The 18,954-nt window shown below is 61.5% G+C and carries 18 protein-coding genes; 14 read left to right on the forward strand and 4 right to left on the reverse strand.

Translation table 11 applies throughout. From position 1 onward, the window contains the following. Positions 1–27: 27 nt before the first annotated feature. The 3 genes from KUG85_RS21065 to KUG85_RS01395 all read right to left on the reverse strand — a co-directional run bounded on the left by KUG85_RS21065 (position 28) and on the right by KUG85_RS01395 (position 2,373). Positions 28–150, reverse strand: coding sequence for a hypothetical protein (locus KUG85_RS21065; protein ID WP_255606213.1), 123 nt, complete (start codon positions 148–150; stop codon positions 28–30). Between the two features lie 236 nt (positions 151–386). Beyond that, positions 387–1,178, reverse strand: a complete 792-nt coding sequence (gene xth / locus KUG85_RS01390) for an exodeoxyribonuclease III (RefSeq protein WP_223003897.1) — start codon at positions 1,176–1,178, stop codon at positions 387–389. 106 nt (positions 1,179–1,284) lie between these two features. Then, positions 1,285–2,373: a polysaccharide deacetylase family protein gene (locus tag KUG85_RS01395; protein ID WP_322098553.1), complete on the reverse strand. Its 1,089-nt coding sequence runs from the start codon at positions 2,371–2,373 to the stop codon at positions 1,285–1,287. Positions 2,374–2,596: 223 nt separating this feature from the next. Here KUG85_RS01395 and KUG85_RS01400 point away from each other — a divergent pair, with 223 nt between their 5' ends. Then, entirely contained in the window at positions 2,597–3,991 is a 1,395-nt protein-coding gene (locus KUG85_RS01400; RefSeq protein WP_223003898.1) for a uracil-xanthine permease family protein, read from the forward strand. Positions 3,992–4,143: 152 nt separating this feature from the next. On the opposite strand, the gene erpA is transcribed toward KUG85_RS01400, so the two are convergent. Next, complete coding sequence (gene erpA / locus KUG85_RS01405) at positions 4,144–4,494, reverse strand: iron-sulfur cluster insertion protein ErpA (protein WP_065815095.1); 351 nt, start codon at positions 4,492–4,494, stop codon at positions 4,144–4,146. Between the two features lie 148 nt (positions 4,495–4,642). Between erpA and KUG85_RS01410 the strand changes: the two genes are divergently transcribed. From KUG85_RS01410 to KUG85_RS01470, 13 genes are all read left to right on the forward strand, one after another. Then, positions 4,643–5,863 carry a deoxyguanosinetriphosphate triphosphohydrolase gene (locus KUG85_RS01410; protein WP_223003899.1) on the forward strand — a complete coding sequence of 407 codons (1,221 nt, stop codon included), beginning with the start codon at positions 4,643–4,645 and terminating at the stop codon, positions 5,861–5,863. 60 nt (positions 5,864–5,923) lie between these two features. Continuing rightward, positions 5,924–7,681 carry an arginine--tRNA ligase gene (gene argS, locus KUG85_RS01415; protein WP_223003900.1) on the forward strand — a complete coding sequence of 586 codons (1,758 nt, stop codon included), beginning with the start codon at positions 5,924–5,926 and terminating at the stop codon, positions 7,679–7,681. A gap of 111 nt (positions 7,682–7,792) precedes the next feature. Continuing rightward, entirely contained in the window at positions 7,793–10,537 is a 2,745-nt protein-coding gene (locus KUG85_RS01420; protein WP_223003901.1) for an SPOR domain-containing protein, read from the forward strand. Positions 10,538–10,626: 89 nt separating this feature from the next. Next, complete coding sequence (gene nagZ, locus KUG85_RS01425; RefSeq protein WP_223003902.1) at positions 10,627–11,646, forward strand: beta-N-acetylhexosaminidase; 1,020 nt, start codon at positions 10,627–10,629, stop codon at positions 11,644–11,646. 61 nt (positions 11,647–11,707) lie between these two features. Next, the gene (locus KUG85_RS01430) at positions 11,708–12,514 is read left to right on the forward strand and encodes a segregation and condensation protein A (RefSeq protein WP_223004467.1); all 807 of its coding nucleotides are present in this window, start codon (positions 11,708–11,710) and stop codon (positions 12,512–12,514) included. Beyond that, positions 12,507–13,238 carry an SMC-Scp complex subunit ScpB gene (gene scpB, locus KUG85_RS01435; RefSeq protein ID WP_088941490.1) on the forward strand — a complete coding sequence of 244 codons (732 nt, stop codon included), beginning with the start codon at positions 12,507–12,509 and terminating at the stop codon, positions 13,236–13,238. Before KUG85_RS01430 ends, scpB begins: the two co-directional genes overlap by 8 nt. A 53-nt stretch (positions 13,239–13,291) precedes the next feature. Further along, positions 13,292–14,410, forward strand: coding sequence for an ABC transporter ATP-binding protein (locus KUG85_RS01440; RefSeq protein WP_065815100.1), 1,119 nt, complete (start codon positions 13,292–13,294; stop codon positions 14,408–14,410). 35 nt (positions 14,411–14,445) lie between these two features. Further along, on the forward strand, positions 14,446–14,670 hold the full coding sequence (locus KUG85_RS01445) for a twin-arginine translocase TatA/TatE family subunit (RefSeq protein WP_007008242.1): 225 nt from the start codon (positions 14,446–14,448) through the stop codon (positions 14,668–14,670). Positions 14,671–14,723: 53 nt separating this feature from the next. Next, the gene (gene tatB / locus KUG85_RS01450; RefSeq protein WP_223003903.1) at positions 14,724–15,299 is read left to right on the forward strand and encodes a Sec-independent protein translocase protein TatB; all 576 of its coding nucleotides are present in this window, start codon (positions 14,724–14,726) and stop codon (positions 15,297–15,299) included. Then, complete coding sequence (tatC, locus tag KUG85_RS01455; protein ID WP_065815102.1) at positions 15,296–16,129, forward strand: twin-arginine translocase subunit TatC; 834 nt, start codon at positions 15,296–15,298, stop codon at positions 16,127–16,129. Before tatB ends, tatC begins: the two co-directional genes overlap by 4 nt. A gap of 66 nt (positions 16,130–16,195) precedes the next feature. Then, positions 16,196–17,479 (forward strand): serine--tRNA ligase, encoded by a 1,284-nt coding sequence (serS, locus tag KUG85_RS01460; protein WP_223003904.1) that lies wholly within the window; start codon positions 16,196–16,198, stop codon positions 17,477–17,479. A gap of 4 nt (positions 17,480–17,483) precedes the next feature. Further along, complete coding sequence (gene surE / locus KUG85_RS01465; RefSeq protein WP_223003905.1) at positions 17,484–18,242, forward strand: 5'/3'-nucleotidase SurE; 759 nt, start codon at positions 17,484–17,486, stop codon at positions 18,240–18,242. Continuing rightward, entirely contained in the window at positions 18,239–18,892 is a 654-nt protein-coding gene (locus KUG85_RS01470; RefSeq protein WP_223003906.1) for a protein-L-isoaspartate(D-aspartate) O-methyltransferase, read from the forward strand. The genes surE and KUG85_RS01470 overlap by 4 nt, the downstream gene beginning before the upstream one ends. The last annotated feature ends 62 nt before the right edge of the window (positions 18,893–18,954 follow it).

Here is an 18,954-nt window from a genome sequence, read left to right on the forward strand (position 1 = left end):
CGCGCTTCCGCTTTTCCTGGATTTGCTTCAGTCCCCGCCAAACGTGGCGCCGTAATGCGCCACCGTCATCGGGTTTTCTCTTTCCAGATGCTTCGACGTCTGGAGGCAGGCCTGATCGAGAATCTTCCAGGACGAATTGTTGAGAACCATCTCGCACCGTGCCAGACGAGGCCCGTCAGGAAGCGCGAGGCAGGTTGTTTCTCCCTGACGAAAAGCCGATCCATTGGCGCGGCACTGGCATTCGGCCGCGGAGGCGCCCGCGACCGGTAGGGAAAGCGCGACCGCCAATGCGGCGATCCCAGCGTGCCGTAACATGGTCATAACGCAATCATGTTAGCACAGACTGCGATCCGCGGTCATTGCCTGGGGCTAATGCAGCCTGGCGTTCAGGCAGGGCGCAATTTCAGATCAAGAACGACGGGGACGTGATCAGACGGCTTTTCCCAGCCGCGCGTGTGCTTTTCGACCGTGACGGATCCCAGATGGTCGGCGGCTTCTGGCGACAGCATGAGGTGATCGATGCGGATGCCGTTGTTCTTCTGCCAGGCACCGGCCTGATAATCCCAGAAGGTATAGATTCCGTCGTCCTGATTGACGGCGCGCAACGCATCGGTGAAGCCCAGAGCGCCCAGACGTCGAAAGGCCTGGCGGCTTTCCGGGCGAAAGAGAGCGTCGCCCACCCATGCGTCGGGGTTTTTCGCGTCTTCCGGCTCGGGGATGACGTTATAGTCGCCGGCCAGAACCAGCGGTTCTTCAAGCTTGAGCCGTTCGGCACTCCACTTTTCAAGCCGTTCCATCCAGCCGAGCTTGTAGGGGAATTTTTCGCTGTCGACGGGATTGCCGTTCGGTAGATAGAGCGAGACAACCCGAAGCGCGCCCCTGTCGGTGGAGAATACGCCTTCGATGAAGCGGGCCTGCTCGTCACCTTCGTCGCCCGGCAGGCCGCGATTGACCTCGTCGAAGCGTAGTTTCGAGAGGAGCGCCACACCGTTGAAGCCTTTCTGGCCGTGGGTCTCCACATGGTAGCCGAGCGCTTCGATCGGCTCGCGCGGAAAGAGCTCGTCCACGGATTTGATCTCCTGCAGGCAGGCAATGTCCGGGCTGGACTCCTCGAGCCAGTGCAGGAGGTTGTCGATGCGTGCCTTGACGCCGTTGATGTTCCAGGTAGCGATCTTCATGGGGCCCTTCCACAACTCAACTCTTTCTTAGGTGGGTCGGGAATGCGCCGCAACCGCCTTGTGCAGGATACTGACAGGTCGTGCCGTGCGATGGTCCGTTTCGGAATCAGCGCCGCCGCAGCCGAAACGGCAGGCCGGACAAGAGTGCGCGCACATAGCGTTTGCGCTGGTAGAAACCGTTCAACGATACGCGGGGGAGTGCTGTCTGAGCGTCGCGGGATGCCTGCGAAAGGAGGCCGGGCTCCGTGGTGACGGCAGCGGCAAAGCCGGCTTCCCTTGCAGCGGCGATCTCGCGCGCACCGACGGCGGACGGGTAGCCATAGGGATAGGCGAAGGTCGCTGGAGCGGCGCCCACATAGTCTCGCACCTTCCCGGCTGAGTGTATCATCTCGTGTTGCAGGCGTTGCGGACTTACCTTGCGCAGGTTTGCGTGTGTGAGTGTGTGTGCGCCAAAGCTGGCGAGGGGATCCTCCGCGAGTTCGGCAAGCGCGCCGGCATCCATTGTAAGGCGCTCGGTGATGGCCAGCGGGTCGATGCCATGGGCCCGGGCCAGTGCGTCGAGCCGGGCGACCGCCGCGTCTTCGTCTTCTGCATCGCTTACAGCGTTCGACAGCCGGTCGAACAGGCCGACCCTGTCGGCGCGGCCTTCGAGCTGGACGCGCTCATCGGCACCCCAAGGAGAAAGGTCGACACTGTTCGTTTTCATGACCAGTTCCTGCGCCGTCTTCCACCAAATCGACCTGGAGCGCTCTACAAAGCCGGATGTGAGGAAGATGGTGTAAGGAACGGCCTGACGCCGGAAAACAGGGGCGGCGAAGCGCGCATTGTCCCGATAGCCGTCGTCCAGTGTGAAGCACACGTAACGACGCGTGTCCGCAGGGTCGGAAAGTCGCTCTGGAAGCTCTTCGAGTGCGATCGGTATCAGCCCCTCTTCGCGGGCGACCCGGATGGCCTCCTCGAGGAAGGTCGGCGTTATGCTCAACCAGGCATTGGGAACCCAGCTGGCCGTGCTTTCAGGATCGACGTGATGCAGAGCGAAAATGACACCGCGTTGCGCATTGGCCAATGGCAGGCCGGCCCGCAGGGCTAGGGCAGTCCCCTCCAGGCCAGCGCGGATCAGCTCGTATCGGGCGGACCTTTTTAGAGCCTGAAGTGAGAGCATGAGGGGGCGGCGTCTTTCGATCAGAGTGGGCATGTTGCTCGTATCGGCTTCCAGGTCTTGCAGCGGTGCCGAAACAGGGATGATCCAAGCAGAAAATGCTGAAGAATTTCCTTCGGTAGATTCCTTAGTGTTTCGTGCAACTGGTGTTTGAAATCTGGCTGTCTTTCAAAAAAATATAGATAGAAGCGCCCGCGTTTGTGTCCGATGCTTGGCCAAAAAGATTTCAGGGCTTCTGAAGCACAACCGGGGAACAAGAATGACACAGACGACGATGACCGGCGGCGATCAGCTGTCGCGCGCAGACTTGAGCAATCCCGACTATACGCCGCCGCTGTTGCAGGCAGTGCCGCTTGGCATCCAGCACGTACTTGCGATGTTCGTTTCCAATGTGACACCGGCGATCATCGTGGCGGGGGCTGCCGGTTTCGGGTTTGGCTCCAACTCGCCGGATTTTCCCAACCTCATCTACATGATCCAGATGTCGATGCTGTTTGCCGGCATCGCGACCCTCTTCCAGACGATCGGTATGGGGCCGGTGGGCGGACGCCTTCCTATTGTTCAGGGCACCAGCTTCGCGTTTCTGCCGGTGATGATCCCGATTGTCGCGGGGCAGGGCGTGGCCGCCATGGGAGCGCTGATGGGCGGTGTCGTCATTGGCGGTATCTTCCACTTCTTTCTCGGCAGTTTCGTGGGACGCCTGCGTTTTGCGCTACCGCCACTCGTCACGGGATTGATCGTGCTGATGATCGGCCTGTCGCTCATTCGGGTGGGAATCCAGTATTCCGCGGGCGGTGTCCCACTGATCGGAAAGCCGGAATATGGCACTCTGCAAAACTGGAGCGTGGCGCTGGTCGTGGTGGTCGTCACGCTGCTTCTTAAATTCTTTGCGCGCGGCATGTGGTCGATCGCGGCGGTGCTGCTCGGCCTTATCGCGGGCTACGTCGTGGCGCTCGCCATGGGGATGGTGAGCTTCTCCAATGTGGGCAATGCATCGTGGGTGGCGGTTCCGGTGCCGTTCAAATGGGGCTTCGAGCTCGCCGCTCCGGCCATTATCGGCATGTGTTTCATGGCCGTCATTTCCGCTATCGAGACGGTCGGGGATGTTTCGGGAATCACCAAGGGCGGAGCGGGCCGCGAGGCGACGGAGAAAGAAATCTCCGGGGCAACCTATGCGGACGGGCTGGGAACGGCCATTGCGGGTGTTTTCGGCGGCCTGCCAAACACCTCGTTCAGCCAGAATGTCGGCCTGATTTCCATGACCGGCGTGATGAGCCGGCATGTGGTGACCTATGGTGCGATTTTCCTGATCCTGTGCGGGCTTATCCCGAAGGTGGGCGCGCTGATCTCGACGGTGCCGATCATGGTGCTCGGCGGGGGCGTGATCGTGATGTTCGGCATGGTGGCGGCAGCCGGCATCAACATGCTGGCGGATGTGAACTGGAACCGGCGGAACATGGTGATCTTCGCCGTTTCGCTGTCAGTCGGGCTGGGACTGCAGCTCGAACCGGGAGCCCTCCAGCACCTGCCGAAGACGGCGCAGATCCTCATGACCTCCGGTCTTCTGCCTGCCGCATTCCTGGCGATCGTTCTGAACCTGATCCTGCCGCAGGAGGCGGGGGCAGAGCGCGCAGGGGCAGAGCGCAATGACTGAGCGGATGCCGAGGAACAAACGGGCCCGGTGAGGGCAGCCGACGGAACACGTGAAAAAGCGCCGCGTGCTTTTGAGCTGCCCCCAGAAGTTGGTGTCCAACTTTAAGGGGTCAGTTCATTTCCACGCGGCGCTTTTTTTGAAGCCGGAGAAGATCAGATCGAGAAACTGGTTCCGCAGCCGCAGGAGGCGACGGCGTTTGGATTCCTGATCTGGAAGGACTGACCGATCAAATCGTCGACGAAGTCGATGACCGACCCGCCCATATAGACGAGCGAGAGGTCGTCGATCAACACGGTGGCTCCGTCCCGCTCGATGGCGTGGTCGTCGTCATTGCGCTGATCGGTCAGATCGAAAGCATAGGAGAAGCCAGAGCATCCGCCTCCTTCCACGGAGACGCGCAGGGCGATCTTGCCCGGTTCGTCCCTGAGGATGGTCGTGATGCGCTTCGCCGCAGCCTCGGTGAGTTCAACGCTCTTCATTTCCGTTCCCGCGTCCATGCCCATAATGGTTGTCCTGACGGTCACCTTGCGTTCGTGTTCATAGAATAGGTATGAAGCCGCAGGCGGCAAGTCAACCTGAGCGATGCGGTCGGGTTTCGGACGAGGGCAATGGCGAGCCGGAAACGGTTCGTCCGACAGGGTGTTGCGAGCAATGGACAGTGAACAGGGGTTGCAGAATATCGGTTTCGGCTATCGCCCGCGTGCCGTTTACGCAACGGACCCGGCAGCATCGCGCGGACGGCTCGTCGCGGAGCCGGAAAGCCCGACGCGCACGCCATTCCAGCGCGACCGGGACCGCATAATCCATTCGACAGCTTTTCGTCGTCTGAAGCACAAGACGCAGGTCTTCATCGCCCATGAAGGCGATCATTATCGCACACGACTGACCCATTCGATTGAAGTCGCCCAGATTGCGCGCGCGCTGGCGCGGGCGCTTTGCTGCGACGAGGATCTGGCGGAGGCCATCGCACTGGTGCATGATTTCGGCCACACCCCGTTCGGGCATACGGGGGAAGATGCGCTCGACGAGCGTATGGCACGCTGGGGCGGTTTCGACCACAATGCGCAGTCGCTGCGGATCGTGACCGAGCTTGAAAGCCGCTATGCGGAATTCGACGGTCTGAACCTTTCGTGGGAGACACTGGAAGGGCTGGTCAAGCACAATGGGCCGCTGACGAATGCCGAGGGCGAGGGGCTTGATGGTCCGGTTCCGCAGCCCATTCTCGACTATGTGGCGCGTCACGATCTGGAACTGGCCCGCTTTGCCGGTATCGAAGCGCAGTGCGCGGCGATTGCCGATGACATCGCCTATAACGCGCACGACATTGACGATGGCCTGCGCTCGGGGCTCCTGACGCTTGAAATGCTGGAAGAGGTGGGGCTGCCGGGAACGATCCTGGCGGAGGTGGCGCGCCGCTATCCCGACCTTGACCCCGTGCGTCGTGGCCATGAGCTGATGCGCCGCCAGATCACGGCCATGGTGGAGGATGTGATCGTTGCTTCGCGGGAACGGCTCCGGGCCCTGCAGCCTGCCAATGCCGATGCGATCCATGATGCGGGCTGCACAATCGTTGCGTTTTCACAGCGCATGGCCGCCGCCGAGAAGGAACTGAAGCGTTTTCTTTATGCCAATCTCTATCGTCACGAAGCGGTGGTTGCCGTCAGGGCACATGCCGACCGGATCGTGAAGGATCTCTTCGATGCCTATTTCGCCAGTCCGCGCGAGATGCCTGAGGGATGGCGGGAAGGCCTGGACGCGGTGGACGATGCGGAAAAGGCAAGGCTGGTGGCCGATTTCCTGTCGGGCATGACAGACACCTATGCGGTGAAGGAACACCGGCGCCTGTTTGACCAGACTCCTGAATTAAGCTAGTGCCAACCGCAATTCCGCCGGAGGGCGGACGACAAAGATTCATTTTTCAGGACATCGTCCATGAACATTTTCGCCGATTTCACAGATCGGGTCGCCAAGACCATTGAAGCTTTAGACCTGCGTTCCAGCAGTGGCGAGGCGCTCGACCTTTCGCGTGTGGCCGTGGAGCCGCCGCGTGATGCAAGTCATGGCGATGTGGCGACCAATGCGGCCATGGTGCTGGCAAAGACCGTTGATGAAAACCCGCGCGCGCTTGGCGAAAAGATTGCCAAGGCATTCGAGGCCGATCCTGATGTGGCAGCGGCCACGGTGGCCGGTCCGGGGTTTGTGAACCTCAAGCTCAGTGACGGCTTCTGGCAGGCGCGGCTTGGCGAAATGCTGGATCTCGGCACCGATTACGGCCGCTCGCAGATGGGCAGGGGCGAGAAGGTGAATGTCGAGTATGTTTCGGCCAACCCGACCGGGCCGATGCATGTGGGCCATTGCCGGGGCGCGGTGGTGGGCGATGCGCTCGCCAATCTCCTTGCCTTCGCGGGTTATGACGTGGCGCGCGAATATTACATCAACGATGCGGGCGTGCAGATCGACGTGCTTGGTCAGTCGGTGATGCTGCGTTACCGCGAGGCCCTGGGCGAGAAGATCGACGAAATTCCCGCAGGGCTCTATCCGGGGGACTATCTGAAGCCGCTTGGCCGGACGCTCGCCGAGGAATTCGGCACGAAACTTCTGGAGATGCCGGTCACCGAGGCGCTGACCATCGTCAAGGACAGAGCTGTCGAAAGCATGATGGCGATGATCCGCGACGACCTTGCCGCGCTCAACATTCGCCATGACGTGTTTTTCTCTGAACGCTCGCTGCATGAGGGCAATGGCGGAATGATCAGGTCGGCGATCAACGACCTGACCATGAAAGGGCATGTCTACAAGGGCAAGCTGCCGCCGCCGAAGGGGCAGAAGCCCGAAGACTGGGAAGATCGCGAGCAGACGCTGTTCCGGTCCACCGAAGTGGGGGATGACATAGACCGTCCGCTGATGAAGTCGGATGGCAGCTTCACCTATTTCGCTGCCGATGTCGCCTATATGAAAGACAAGCTGGATCGGGGCTTTGAGCATCTGATTTATGTGCTCGGCGCCGACCACAGCGGCTATGTCAAGCGGCTGCAGGCTGTGGCGCGTGCGCTCGCCGGGGACAGAGTCGATCTGACCGTGCTTCTGTGCCAGCTCGTGAAGCTGTTCCGTGGCGGCGAGCCCGTGCGCATGTCCAAGCGGGCAGGGGAGTTCGTGACCCTGCGCGAGGCGGTGGACGAAGTCGGGCGTGATCCGATCCGCTTCATGATGCTTTATCGCAAGAACGACGCTCCGCTCGATTTCGACTTTGAGAAAGTGACCGAACAGTCCAAGGACAATCCGGTCTTCTACGTCCAGTATGCGTCGGCGCGTAGCCATTCGGCGTTCCGCCAGGCGGGCGAGCAGCTCGGCGTCACCGATTTCAGCCGCGCAGAGATGAAAGCGCAGCTTGGCAAACTCACCGACGAGGGCGAAATGGCACTCGTGCGCAAGCTGGCGGAGTATCCGCGACTGATTGAAAGCGCTGCTCAGGCAATGGAGCCGCACAGGCTTGCATTCTACCTTTACGACCTGGCCAGCCTGTTCCATGCCCAGTGGAACAGAGGTAGCGAGACAGCTGACTTACGTTTTGTTAAGGTTAACGATCCAGAATTGACCCATGCCAGACTGGGTCTGGTGCAGGCAGTTCGAGATGTGTTGACATCTGGACTTGCGTTGATCGGGGCGGAGGCGCCTTCTGAGATGCGCTGACCGCATCCCGTAGGGGGTGCGGTAGTCTGTCACCTTTTGCCCACATTGCGCTGGTACCCGACAATTGTACGACGTCGCGGGCGTCTACCGAGTGTGAGTGCGGAAAAAAGCATGGCAGATCATAGCTCGAACCAACGCGCGGACAGCGCCGTTTTTTCTGAGGATGACCCTTTTGCGGAACTGACCCGCATCATGGGGCACGATCCACGGCGCGCCGAGGTGTCTGGCAGTGAAACCGAGCAGGAGGGCGATGATCTCGCACTTGAGCTCGAAAACGAACTGCTGGGCGATCTGGCGGAGTTTTCCGACGAGGTTCACGAAGAAAAGGGTGCCCAGAACGACTGGGAGCCCCGGCAATCGAGTGACTGGCGTTTCGATGTCGAGCCGGCTGCCGGTGAGGCGGTGTCGGCGCATGACGAGCCTTCGGTCGATATGGCTGCGGACATGGCCGATGAACTCGACGAAAGCTTCGCCTCCAGTTTCGAAAGCGAGATGCGCCTGGAGCCGGCTGAAGGTGTCACAGCCGTTTCTGAGCCGCAGCAGGTGGACCATCGGTCTTCCGAGCCCGCACAGGATATTGAGGGCGATGATTTCGAGCAGCATTTTTCAGAATTCGAGCTCGATGCGAGCCAGCCCTCCGCATCTGTCGGCGTCGTAGAACAGCCCCGCGATGAGCCGATTGAAGAGTCGGCAGACAGTGGCGATCTCGAATTCGGCGAGCAGGATTTCGCGCAGCTCGACAACGATCTTGAAGCTTCGCTCGCTGTCGAGGACTGGTTCAGTCCCGACGATGCAGGCGAAGATAAGGTGGATGAACCTGCGAACCCCGAGGCCTTCCACGCACATCAGTTCGATCATGTGGAGGCCGATGGGGCGGAACCGGAAAGTGCCGCAGACGATGAGCCGGCCGTCTTCGATGCTATCGAAACTGCTGGACAGCCCGACATGCCAATGGATGTCGGTTCGGCTCCAGACAGCGCCGCAAGTGCCGATCCGTTTCTTTCCCCCCAGGCGTTTGCCTCCTCAATAGCGCAGGGAGCAGAGCGTGCGAGTGCCGTCGACGGCGATGTTGCGCGCGAAGAGCACGACTTTGCCGCAAGCCTGGAGGAGCAGCTTTCTGCACAGGCCTTCGACGAGCGGGAAGCGGTCGAACCGGCGGTGCAGTCTCAGGCGGATGAGAGCGAACCGACCGACCCGACCGACCCTGCGTGGACCGTATCCGAGGTCGCCGATCAGGAGACACACGCGCCTGCCAGTGAAGATCCGGTTGAGGCATCCTTGTCTGCGCCGTTCTGGCTGCAGCCCGAAGAGCCTTCTCAGACGGTCGTTTCGGCTGGTGAGCCATCCGTGCCACACGTCGATACGGTGGACGTACCGGGCAATGAACGTGTGCAGGTGGAAGATGCCGCCCATATCCCGGAGTTTCTGAGCGAGCCAGAGCGCGCGCCGGAGGCTGAAGCCGACGATCTGGAGCGCGCCCTGGCGCGCGCTTTCGGCGACAGTGAGAGCCTGCCCGATACAGTGCCGGCAGATGGCGGCGAGGAGCCGCTCCCTGCAATGCCCGATGACGCCTATGCAGCCGCTGCCCTGCAGCCGGGTGAACCCGCTCGCGAGGATGACGATTTCGGTTTCGAGACGGCCTTTGCGGACAGTTTTCCCGAGCCGGATAGGTTTGCAGAGCAGGATGAAGCAGAAACGGCCGACAACAGAAATGCCGACGCGGCCGACGCGTTCGTGGTTTCGGACATGGCATCCTGGGATGACCCCTCCGAGCGTTTCGACGGTGCGAGCGGTGCAGCCGCTCCGGCAATGGCGGCCAGCCCTGCAGCGCGCCCGGGTCTGTTCAGCAATCGTCGCAACCTGGCAATAGCAGGCGCATTCGGTGGCATTGCGGTCCTCGCACTTGTCGGACTTTTCGCATCTGGCGGTGGCAGTGAAGACAATTCCGCGCCGGTTGTGGTCCGTGCGGATGACGAGCCGATCAAGGTGAAGCCGGACAACCCCGGCGGGCAGCAGGTACCCAACCAGGACAATCAAGTCTATCAGCGGGTTTCCGGTGCTGAGGCGGGCGACGACCCGGTGCAGGAACGGCTTGTCTCGACGGCGGAGGAGCCGGTCGACGTGCCTCAGGTGGCACCGAAGTCTGAAGAGCGTCTGGTGCCGGGCGCGGACGATTCGGTGTCTCCGACCAGCGAGCCGGTGACAGCAATGACGCCGCGCCGCGTCCGCACCATGGTGGTGCGGCCGGACGGCACGATTGTGCCCCGTGAGCCGGAAGCTCCGGCACAGGATGCAGATGTTGCGTCGGGCACTGGCAGTGATGCTCAAACGGTTCAGGAGAGCCCGGCGGTCAATGCACAGCAGCAGGCGAACCTGGAATCCACGCCCGATGCACGCCTGGCGGCGACCGATCAGGCGGGTGACGCAACAGGTGATACGGATGCTGTGGCGACAAATGTTCCGGCTACGGCGCCTGTTCCCACATCACGGCCCGCAGCGCCGCCGGCGCAGCCCCAGCAGCCTGTAGCCGAAAGAACGCAGCCCGCCCAGGTGGCGGCCGCTCCGAGCCAGCCGGCACAACCTGTCGCGCAGGCACCGGTAACCTCGGGTACGGACGGCTGGTCGGTGCAGATTTCCTCGCAGCCGACCGTGGAAGCCGCGCAAAAGTCTTATCAGGATATGGCGCAGCGCTATGGCGGCCTTCTGACCGGAAAGGGTGTGAACATCGTCAAGGCGGATATAGCCGGAAAGGGCACGTACTACCGTGTGCGTATTCCCTCGGCTTCGAAGGATGACGCGATCCGGCTGTGTTCACAGCTCAAATCCGCTGGAGGAAGCTGCTTCGTTTCGAAGTAAGGCCCAGAAAAAATACGCAAAAACCGCCGTCATCGTGCGGCGGTTTTTGTTTTCTTTTCCAGATTCGCGTGCCCGGCTATCCTGACGACATGAGCGAATCAAAATCCATGATCCTCGGAGCGACGGGGAAAGAACTGACGGCGGATGAAATCGCCTTCTATCGCGGTGAGCGGCCGTGGGGCTTTATCCTGTTTGCGCGCAATGTCAGCGAGCCCGCACAGTTGAGCGACCTCGTCGCGTCCATGCGCGACAGTGTCGGCAGGCCGGATGCGCCGGTTTTCATCGATCAGGAAGGGGGCAGGGTGCAGCGCATCCGCCCGCCCATGGCAGGCAGCTATCCGACGGCCTCCGAACTCGGCCGCATCTACGCGAAAAGCCCGGAAGCGGGACTGCGCGCGGCCTGGCTGATGTCGCGCCTGCATGCGATGGACCTCAGACGCTATGGGATCACGGCGGACTGCCTGCCGGTGCTCGACGTCCCCATTGCAGGGGCGCATGATGTGATTGGCGATCGCGCCTATGCGCATGACCCGCAGACGGTGATTGCACTTGGACGCGCTGCGAGCGAGGGGCTGATGGCGGGCGGTGTTCTGCCGGTGATGAAACACATGCCGGGCCACGGGCGTGCCTTTTCCGACAGCCACAAGGCGCTTCCCGAGGTGACGGCCCCGCTGGACGCTTTGCGCGCACACGATTTCGTGCCGTTCAAGGCGCTGGCGGACCTGCCGATGGCGATGACTGCGCATATCGTCTTCCATGCGGTCGATCCCGAGCGTCCGGCAACGACATCCAGGAAGGTGGTGCGCGACATCATCCGAGGCGAGATCGGCTTCGACGGGCTCCTGATGAGCGATGACGTGTCGATGCACGCACTTTCTGGGGATTTCTCTGAACGGGCGGAAGCAATCCTTGCGGCGGGCTGCGATCTCGTCCTTCACTGTCATGGCATTATGCCGGAAATGCAGGCTGTTGCCGAAAAGGCGCCTGAATTGTCGGGCAAGAGCCTGGAGCGGGCCAATCGTGCTCTGGCCTGCCTGAAACCGGGGGACGATACGGAAGAATTGACCGCACGCGCGGAATTCGAGGAGTGCTTCGCGGCGGTCGCCTGACGATAAGGGTCAATGACGCTTGGCGCAGAACGCTGAAAAATCGGCCGTCAAACCGGCACCCATGGACAAGCTGTGGGACGATCAGGCAAAGGAGCATGGTGTCTCCGAGCCTGCGCTGACGGTTGACGTCGACGGTTTTGAAGGTCCGCTCGACCTGCTTCTGCATCTGGCGCGCACGCAGAAGGTGGACCTCGCGCGCATTTCCGTTCTTGCCCTTGCCGAGCAATATATCGCCTTCATCGAAAAAGTGCGCAAGATGCGACTGGAACTGGCGGCCGACTATCTGGTGATGGCGGCCTGGCTCGCCTATCTGAAGTCGCGCCTGCTGATCCCCAAGAAGCCTGAGGATGAAGAGCCGACCGGCGAGGAAATGGCAGCGCTCCTGCAGTTCCGGCTGAAGCGGCTCGAGGCGATGCGCGATGCGGCGGCGCGGCTTGTCAACCGCAACCGGCTGGGCCGGGATGTGTTTGCCCGCGGCATGCCCGAACAGGTGATTGTGCAGAGGGAAAGCGCTTTTACCGCGTCTCTTTACGACCTGCTGACCGCCTATGCGGCGCAGCGTCAACGGCGCGCCGTGACGAATGTGCGCATTGCCAAGCGGGGCGTCTGGTCGCTCAAGCAGGCACGCGAAATCCTGGTGCGGATGATCGGTGATTTCGGCGACTGGACGGCGCTGGATCATTTCCTGATCCGCTATATGACGCGTGCGGAGGAACGGGCGACCGCCACTGCAAGCGCGTTTGCCGCCTCTCTCGAACTGGTGCGGGAAGGGGCCCTTGAAATACGGCAGCAGGAGCCTTTCGCGCCCCTCTATATGCGCACGGGCAAGAAGGCCCCGGCCAGCCTGTTTGAGAATGCCGATGACTGAAAACAGCAATGTGGTTCCGTTTGCCGCCAGTGAGGGCGAGCAGGAGACCGAGGCACGCGAGGTGCGCTCACCGCACCTGCTCGAGGCCAAACGCATGGTGGAGGCGATTGTTTTTGCCAGTGCCGAGCCTGTGCCTGAAAAGGTGCTGGCGGAACGTTTGCCCGATGGAACGGACATTGCTGAAGCCCTGAAGGAACTGCAGGGCGAGTATGAAAAGCGCGGGGTGAACCTCGTTCGCGTCGAAAACAGCTGGGCCTTTCGAACAGCAAGCGACCTCTCGTTCCTCATGAACCGGAACGCTGTCCAGCAGCGCAAATTGTCGCGTGCCGCGCTCGAGATGCTGGCGGTGATTGCCTATCACCAGCCCGTAACACGCGCCGAGATTGAAGAGATTCGCGGTGTCGAAACGTCCAAGGGTACACTCGACATTCTGCTCGAGACGGGCTGGGTCAAGATGCGCGGCCGCCGTCGCACACCGGGGCGCCCGGTAACCTATGGAACCAGCACGGAATTTCTGGATCACTTTGGGCTGACGGAGCTGCGCGATCTGCCGGGCATTGACGAATTGAAGGGGGCCGGGCTGCTTTCCGCCAGAATGCCGGCCAACTTCTCGGTGCCGCAGCCAATGACCGATCCGGACGAACTCACAGAAGATGAAGATCCGCTGACGGATATCGACCTGGAAGAACTTGGTCTGTTGACACCGCTCGCTGAGGATGATTGACGGAAGTCCTGCGGGACAGGGGCCGCCTGCGATCCATCCAGGGATACCGGTGCATGGACATTAAGAAGCAAAGTTCGGCGCGTGGAACGGCCGGCGTGAGCTTCGCGGCGCGTCTTTCCTTCCAGAATATCAGCCATTCCTATGCTTCGGGAGCGCAGACGCTCAGGGACGTGTCTCTCTGCGCGGAGCCTGGTGAGGTGCTTTGCCTTCTTGGGCCTTCGGGTTCCGGCAAGACGACGCTGCTCCGGATTGCCGCCGGCATCGAGGCGCAGCGCTCGGGCCAGGTGTTTTTAAATGAGCGGGAGATTGCCGGGCCTGATGTTTTTCTGCCGCCGGAGAAGCGGTCAATCGGTCTGGTGTTTCAGGATTTTGCGCTATTTCCGCATCTGACCATTCTCGACAATGTGCGTTTTGGACTGACCGCGCTTTCAGGCGAGGAAGCACGCAGGGAAGCGACGATCGCGCTGGAGCGGGTTGGGCTGGAGGGGTACGCCAATGCCTATCCGCATGTTTTGTCCGGCGGTGAGCAGCAGCGTGTCGCGCTGGCACGCGCTTTGGCGCCGCGCCCGGCCGTACTCCTGATGGATGAACCATTCTCGGGCCTCGACTCACGCCTGAAGGACAGTGTGCGTGCGGAAACGCTGTCCATCCTGCGGCAAAGCCGGGCCACCGCAGTGGTGGTGACGCATGACGCCGAAGAAGCGATGCGCATGGGCGACCGGATCGCCCTCCTCAAAGGAGGAGAGCTAGTGCAGGTGGGAACCGCCGAAGAGCTATACCACCGGCCAGCCGATCTCTTCGTTGCCGGCTTCTTTTCGGAGATCAACGAGTTTGACGGGCAGGTGCACGCCGGCAGCGTGGAAACGCCTCTGGGGCGCTTTCCCGCGGGCGGGCTTGAGGAAGGGGCCGATGCGACGGTGGCCGTGCGTCTTTCCGGTTTTCAGGTGGACCAAGAGCGCGGTTCCGTGCCGGCGCGCATCGTTTCGCGCCGCTTCCTCGGCGTGGTGGAATTCCTCGAACTTGCGATACCGGGGGCTGACCGGCATGTGCGGGCGCGCGTGCGGTGCGGACAGTTGCAGCCGGGCGTGCGGGACATTTGGCTGAACGTGGTTCCGACCGATGTTCTCGTATTCGCGAGACAATCGTTTGAAACATCGCGCGAAAGCGCATAAATCAAATCAATGGCAATTGGTGAAAGAGACTGATCATGGGTTCCTTTTCAATCTGGCACTGGCTTATCGTGCTCGTCGTGGTGCTGCTTCTCTTCGGACGCGGCAAGATCCCCGAGCTGATGGGCGACATGGCCAAGGGCATCAAGAGCTTCAAAAAGGGCATGTCCGATGATGATGAGGACACGACCAAGACGGTCGAACATCAGGCCGATGAGCCGGTGAAGGACGCGAGCAAGCCGAGCAAGAAGAAGTCCGGCTGATTCGCTGCGTTTCGCGCGGCGATTCCACTTCCCGCTATCCGTTCCGGTGACCTATGTTTGATCTTGGCTGGCCCGAAATCATGGTGATCGCCATCGTCCTGATCGTCGTGGTCGGGCCGAAGGACCTGCCGCGCATGTTGCGCACTTTTGGGCGTACGACGTCCAAACTGCGCACCATGGCCGGCGATTTTCGCAAGCAGTTCGATGAAGCGCTGCAGGAGGCGGAGCTTGATGACGTCAAATCCCTCGTGGATGACGCACGCAAGCTCGATCCGCGCAACGAGATCAAGAAACATCTCAACCCGATCGAGAAGGTGGGGCAGGAGATACGCTCCGGGCTCGATGCGGCGATGAAGCCGCAGGCGGCGAAATCGGGCGCGCCGGCGTCAAAGGAGCCGCATGCGACGGAGCCGGCCAAGGCGGGTGCAACCCGCATGCCGGGTGAGGCGAAGCCCAAGGCCACGGCCAAGCCCCGCACGGCGCGGAAAACGGCAGCGAAGCCGAGGGCGACCAAAACAGCGGCAACGAAGCCCGCGACGACGGCCAAGCCAAAAGCGGCCAGCAAGACGAAAACGGCGGGTGCGGCGAAGCGTGGTCCGGCGAAGAAGACCAGCGGAGCCAAGCCGTGAACGCCGAACGTGACGACGACATCGATCAGTCTTCCGCACCGCTGATCGACCACCTGATCGAGCTCCGCTCGCGCCTGATGTGGGCGCTTGCCGGTTTTTTTGTGGCCTTCCTCGTCTGCTTCTTCTTTGCCAAGCAGATTTTCAATCTGCTGGTTATCCCGTTTCAGTGGGCAACCCAGTGGGCGGGACTCGACGCGGACAAGGTGGACCTTATCTACACCGCGCCGCAGGAATTTTTCTTCACCCAGATCAAGCTTGCCATGTTCGGCGGTCTGGTGCTCGCCTTTCCGGTGATCGCCATGCAGGTCTATAAATTTGTGGCGCCGGGCCTCTACCGCAATGAGCGCCGGGCCTTCATGCCGTTCCTGATCGCTTCGCCTATTCTGTTCTTGATTGGCGCGGCGCTTGTCTATTTCTTCTTCACGCCGATGGTGATGTGGTTCTTCCTGTCCATGCAGCAGGTGGGGCCGGACAACACTGTGCAGATCTCGCTGCTGCCCAAGGTTTCCGAATATCTCGGGCTCATCATGACGCTGATCCTCTCCTTCGGGCTGGTGTTCCAGCTTCCGGTGGTGACGACGCTGATGGCGCGGGTGGGGCTTCTCACCTCGACGGGGCTTGCCGACAAGCGCAAATATGCGATCGTGGCGGCCTTTGTGGCGGCGGCGATCCTGACGCCGCCCGATCCGGTGAGCCAGATCGGTCTTGCGCTTCCGACCATCCTTCTCTACGAAATTGCCATCTGGGCCGCCCGTATGGTCGAGCGCCAGCGCGAGAAGGAAAAGACCGCGCAGGACGAGACCGACGAAGCGGACCAGCCGACCGCCTAGATTTGCAGGCTTTCCTGTCGCGTTCGAGGCGGTTCACCGCAATCTCTCCGCGATTGGAAATCTGACATGCTCGACATCAAATGGATTCGCGAGAACCCGCAGGCGCTGGACGAAGCGCTGAAGAAGCGCGGCGCGGACCCTGAAAGCGCAAAACTTCTTGCGCTCGACGAAGCGCGCCGCCAGCACCTGACAAAGCTGCAGGAAGCGCAGGAGCGCCGCAATGCCGCCTCCAAGGACATTGGCAAGGCGATGGCCTCCGGCGACAAGGAACTTGCCGAGAAGCTGAAGCGGAGGGTTTCCCTAGAGAAGGCCGAACTGCAGTTAAACGAAACAAAGGCTCGTGACATTGATCTGGAGCTGAACGACGCGCTGGCGCGCATTCCCAATGTTCCGCTCGACGATGTGCCGGTTGGCGCTGACGAGAACGACAATGTGGAAGTGCGCAAACATGGCGAGCCGAAGCGCGCCAACTGGGCCAGGGAGCATTTCGAGATCGGCGAGGCGCTCGGCCAGATGGATTTCGAGCGCGCGGCGAAGCTTTCGGGCGCGCGCTTCACGGTGCTTTCCGGGCAGCTTGCCCGTCTGGAGCGTGCGCTTGGGCAGTTCATGCTCGACCTGCACACGCAGGAGCATGGCTATACGGAAGTGCAACCGCCGCTTCTCGTGCGCGACGATGCGATGTTTGGCACCGGGCAGTTGCCGAAGTTCAGCGAGGACCTGTTCCGTGCAGGCGATGATCACTGGCTGATCCCGACGGCGGAAGTCTCGCTCACCAATCTGGTGCGCGAGGAAATTCTCGATGGCGAAAAGCTGCCGCTGCGCTTCACCGCGTTGACGCCGTGCTTCCGTTCGGAAGCGGGGTCTGCGGGACGCGATACGCGCGGCATGCTGCGCCAGCACCAGTTCTATAAGGTCGAGCTTGTCTCGATCACCGATGCCGAAAGCGCGATTGACGAGCATGAGCGCATGACGGCCTGTGCCGAGGCCGTGCTCAAAAAGCTCGACCTTCCCTTCCGCACCATGGTGTTGTGCACCGGCGACATGGGTTTTGGTGCACGCAAGACCTACGATCTGGAAGTGTGGCTTCCGGGGCAGAACGCCTATCGTGAGATTTCGTCCTGCTCGGTCTGCGGCGATTTTCAGGGGCGGCGCATGAATGCGCGCTACCGGGTTGCGGGCGAGAAGCAGACGCGCTTCGTGCACACGCTCAACGGCTCGGGAACGGCGGTCGGGCGGGCTCTGATCGCGGTTCTGGAGAATTACCAGAACGAGGACGGCAGTGTCACGATACCGTCAGCGCTGAAACCCTATATGGGCGGCCTGGAGAAAATCGAAGCATTAGAGGACTGAGACTTTGCGCATTCTGTTGACCAATGACGATGGCATTCACGCGGAAGGACTGGCGACGCTGGAGCGGATCGCCCTCACGCTGAGCGACGATGTGTGGGTGGTGGCACCCGAGACCGACCAGTCGGGCTTTGCCCATTCGCTGTCATTGTCCGAGCCGCTCAGAATGCGCAAGATCGATGACCGGCATTTTGCGCTGCGCGGCACGCCCACCGATTGCGTGATCATGGGCGTGCGGCACGTGATGGACACGCCGCCGGACCTGATCCTTTCGGGCGTGAACAATGGAACCAACATTGCCGACGACGTGACCTATTCCGGCACGGTGGCCGGCGCAATGGAGGGGACGCTTCTTGGCATTCCGTCCTTTGCACTGAGCCAGGCCTACGATTTCACCGATGAGAGCCGCTATATTCCTTTCGCTACGGCAGAGGCTCTTGCGCCGCCGATCCTGAAGAAGCTGATCGAGCGGCCCATGCCCGAGGGGGTGCTGGTCAACATCAACTTCCCCAATTGCGCGCCGGAAGAGGCCAAGGGCACTCTGGTAACGGCACAGGGCAAGATGGTGCACGGGCTCAACGTGGAAGAACGCCGCGACGGGCGAAACTATCCCTATTACTGGCTGCGTTTCGGGCGCAAGCAGGCCGACATCCGCCAGGGCAGCGATCAGGCGGCGGTGCGCGACGGTTATGTTTCGGTCACGCCGCTGCATCTTGACCTGACGGCGCACGAGGTGCGCGACCAACTGGCCAAGGCACTGGCATGAACGAGCCGGGGCAGGAGCGCGAGAGCTTTGCCGCCTTCATGCTGCGCATGCGCGCGAGCGGGGTCGGCGGCAAGGAGCTTTTCGCTGCGATGGAGGCGACGCCGCGCGGCAGCTTCCTGCCTTCGGAATGGCACGCGCTCGCCTGGTCGGACCGCATGGTGCCGATTGCCTGCGGCGAGGCCATGGAGGGCTGCGACCTGCAGGCGCAGGTGATCGATGCACTGGCGCTTTCATCCGGGCTTCGGGTTCTCGAAATCGGCACGGGCTCCGGGTTTACCGCCGCCGTGATGGGGCGACTGGCGGGGAGGGTGCTCACTCTCGACCGCTACCGGACGCTGGTGGCGGAGGCGCAAATGCGCTGGGAACAGCTGGGCATCACCAATGTGGTTGCCCGCCATGCCGACGGCATGGACGGGGCTGCTGGCGACGGGCCGTTCGACCGAATCGTTTCCTGGGCCGCATTCGACGAATTGCCGCGGCGTTTTGTCGACCAGCTCTCGACAGGCGGTATCATGATCGCGCCGATCGGCCCTGGAAATGATATTCAGACGATTGCGAAGCTGGAGAAGGTTGGCAGTCGTTTCGAGCGCACAGACCTTGCAGATGTGCGTCTTCAACCGCTGGTCAAGGGAGCTGCGGAAGCGATCTGACTGTGTGGCTCGTTGCGCTTACCTGCAATTTCCGCGCGCGGCTTAACCGCTGAGTAACATTA

The sequence above is a fragment of the Nitratireductor rhodophyticola genome (assembly GCF_019891355.1).
GTDB lineage: Bacteria > Pseudomonadota > Alphaproteobacteria > Rhizobiales > Rhizobiaceae > Nitratireductor > Nitratireductor rhodophyticola.

What these genes read in the sequence shown, in the direction of transcription:
- nagZ (WP_223003902.1), top strand. Translation starts at nt 10,627, where the DNA reads ATGAGCGAATCAAAATCCATGATCCTCGGAGCGACGGGGAAAGAACTG.
- tatB (WP_223003903.1), top strand. Translation starts at nt 14,724, where the DNA reads ATGTTTGATCTTGGCTGGCCCGAAATCATGGTGATCGCCATCGTCCTG.
- KUG85_RS01470 (WP_223003906.1), top strand. Translation starts at nt 18,239, where the DNA reads ATGAACGAGCCGGGGCAGGAGCGCGAGAGCTTTGCCGCCTTCATGCTG.
- KUG85_RS01445 (WP_007008242.1), top strand. Translation starts at nt 14,446, where the DNA reads ATGGGTTCCTTTTCAATCTGGCACTGGCTTATCGTGCTCGTCGTGGTG.
- serS (WP_223003904.1), top strand. Translation starts at nt 16,196, where the DNA reads ATGCTCGACATCAAATGGATTCGCGAGAACCCGCAGGCGCTGGACGAA.
- KUG85_RS01440 (WP_065815100.1), top strand. Translation starts at nt 13,292, where the DNA reads ATGGACATTAAGAAGCAAAGTTCGGCGCGTGGAACGGCCGGCGTGAGC.
- KUG85_RS01420 (WP_223003901.1), top strand. Translation starts at nt 7,793, where the DNA reads ATGGCAGATCATAGCTCGAACCAACGCGCGGACAGCGCCGTTTTTTCT.
- scpB (WP_088941490.1), top strand. Translation starts at nt 12,507, where the DNA reads ATGACTGAAAACAGCAATGTGGTTCCGTTTGCCGCCAGTGAGGGCGAG.
- KUG85_RS01410 (WP_223003899.1), top strand. Translation starts at nt 4,643, where the DNA reads ATGGACAGTGAACAGGGGTTGCAGAATATCGGTTTCGGCTATCGCCCG.
- KUG85_RS01400 (WP_223003898.1), top strand. Translation starts at nt 2,597, where the DNA reads ATGACACAGACGACGATGACCGGCGGCGATCAGCTGTCGCGCGCAGAC.
- erpA (WP_065815095.1), bottom strand. Translation starts at nt 4,494, where the DNA reads ATGGGCATGGACGCGGGAACGGAAATGAAGAGCGTTGAACTCACCGAG.
- argS (WP_223003900.1), top strand. Translation starts at nt 5,924, where the DNA reads ATGAACATTTTCGCCGATTTCACAGATCGGGTCGCCAAGACCATTGAA.
- KUG85_RS21065 (WP_255606213.1), bottom strand. Translation starts at nt 150, where the DNA reads ATGGTTCTCAACAATTCGTCCTGGAAGATTCTCGATCAGGCCTGCCTC.
- KUG85_RS01430 (WP_223004467.1), top strand. Translation starts at nt 11,708, where the DNA reads ATGGACAAGCTGTGGGACGATCAGGCAAAGGAGCATGGTGTCTCCGAG.
- xth (WP_223003897.1), bottom strand. Translation starts at nt 1,178, where the DNA reads ATGAAGATCGCTACCTGGAACATCAACGGCGTCAAGGCACGCATCGAC.
- KUG85_RS01395 (WP_322098553.1), bottom strand. Translation starts at nt 2,373, where the DNA reads ATGCCCACTCTGATCGAAAGACGCCGCCCCCTCATGCTCTCACTTCAG.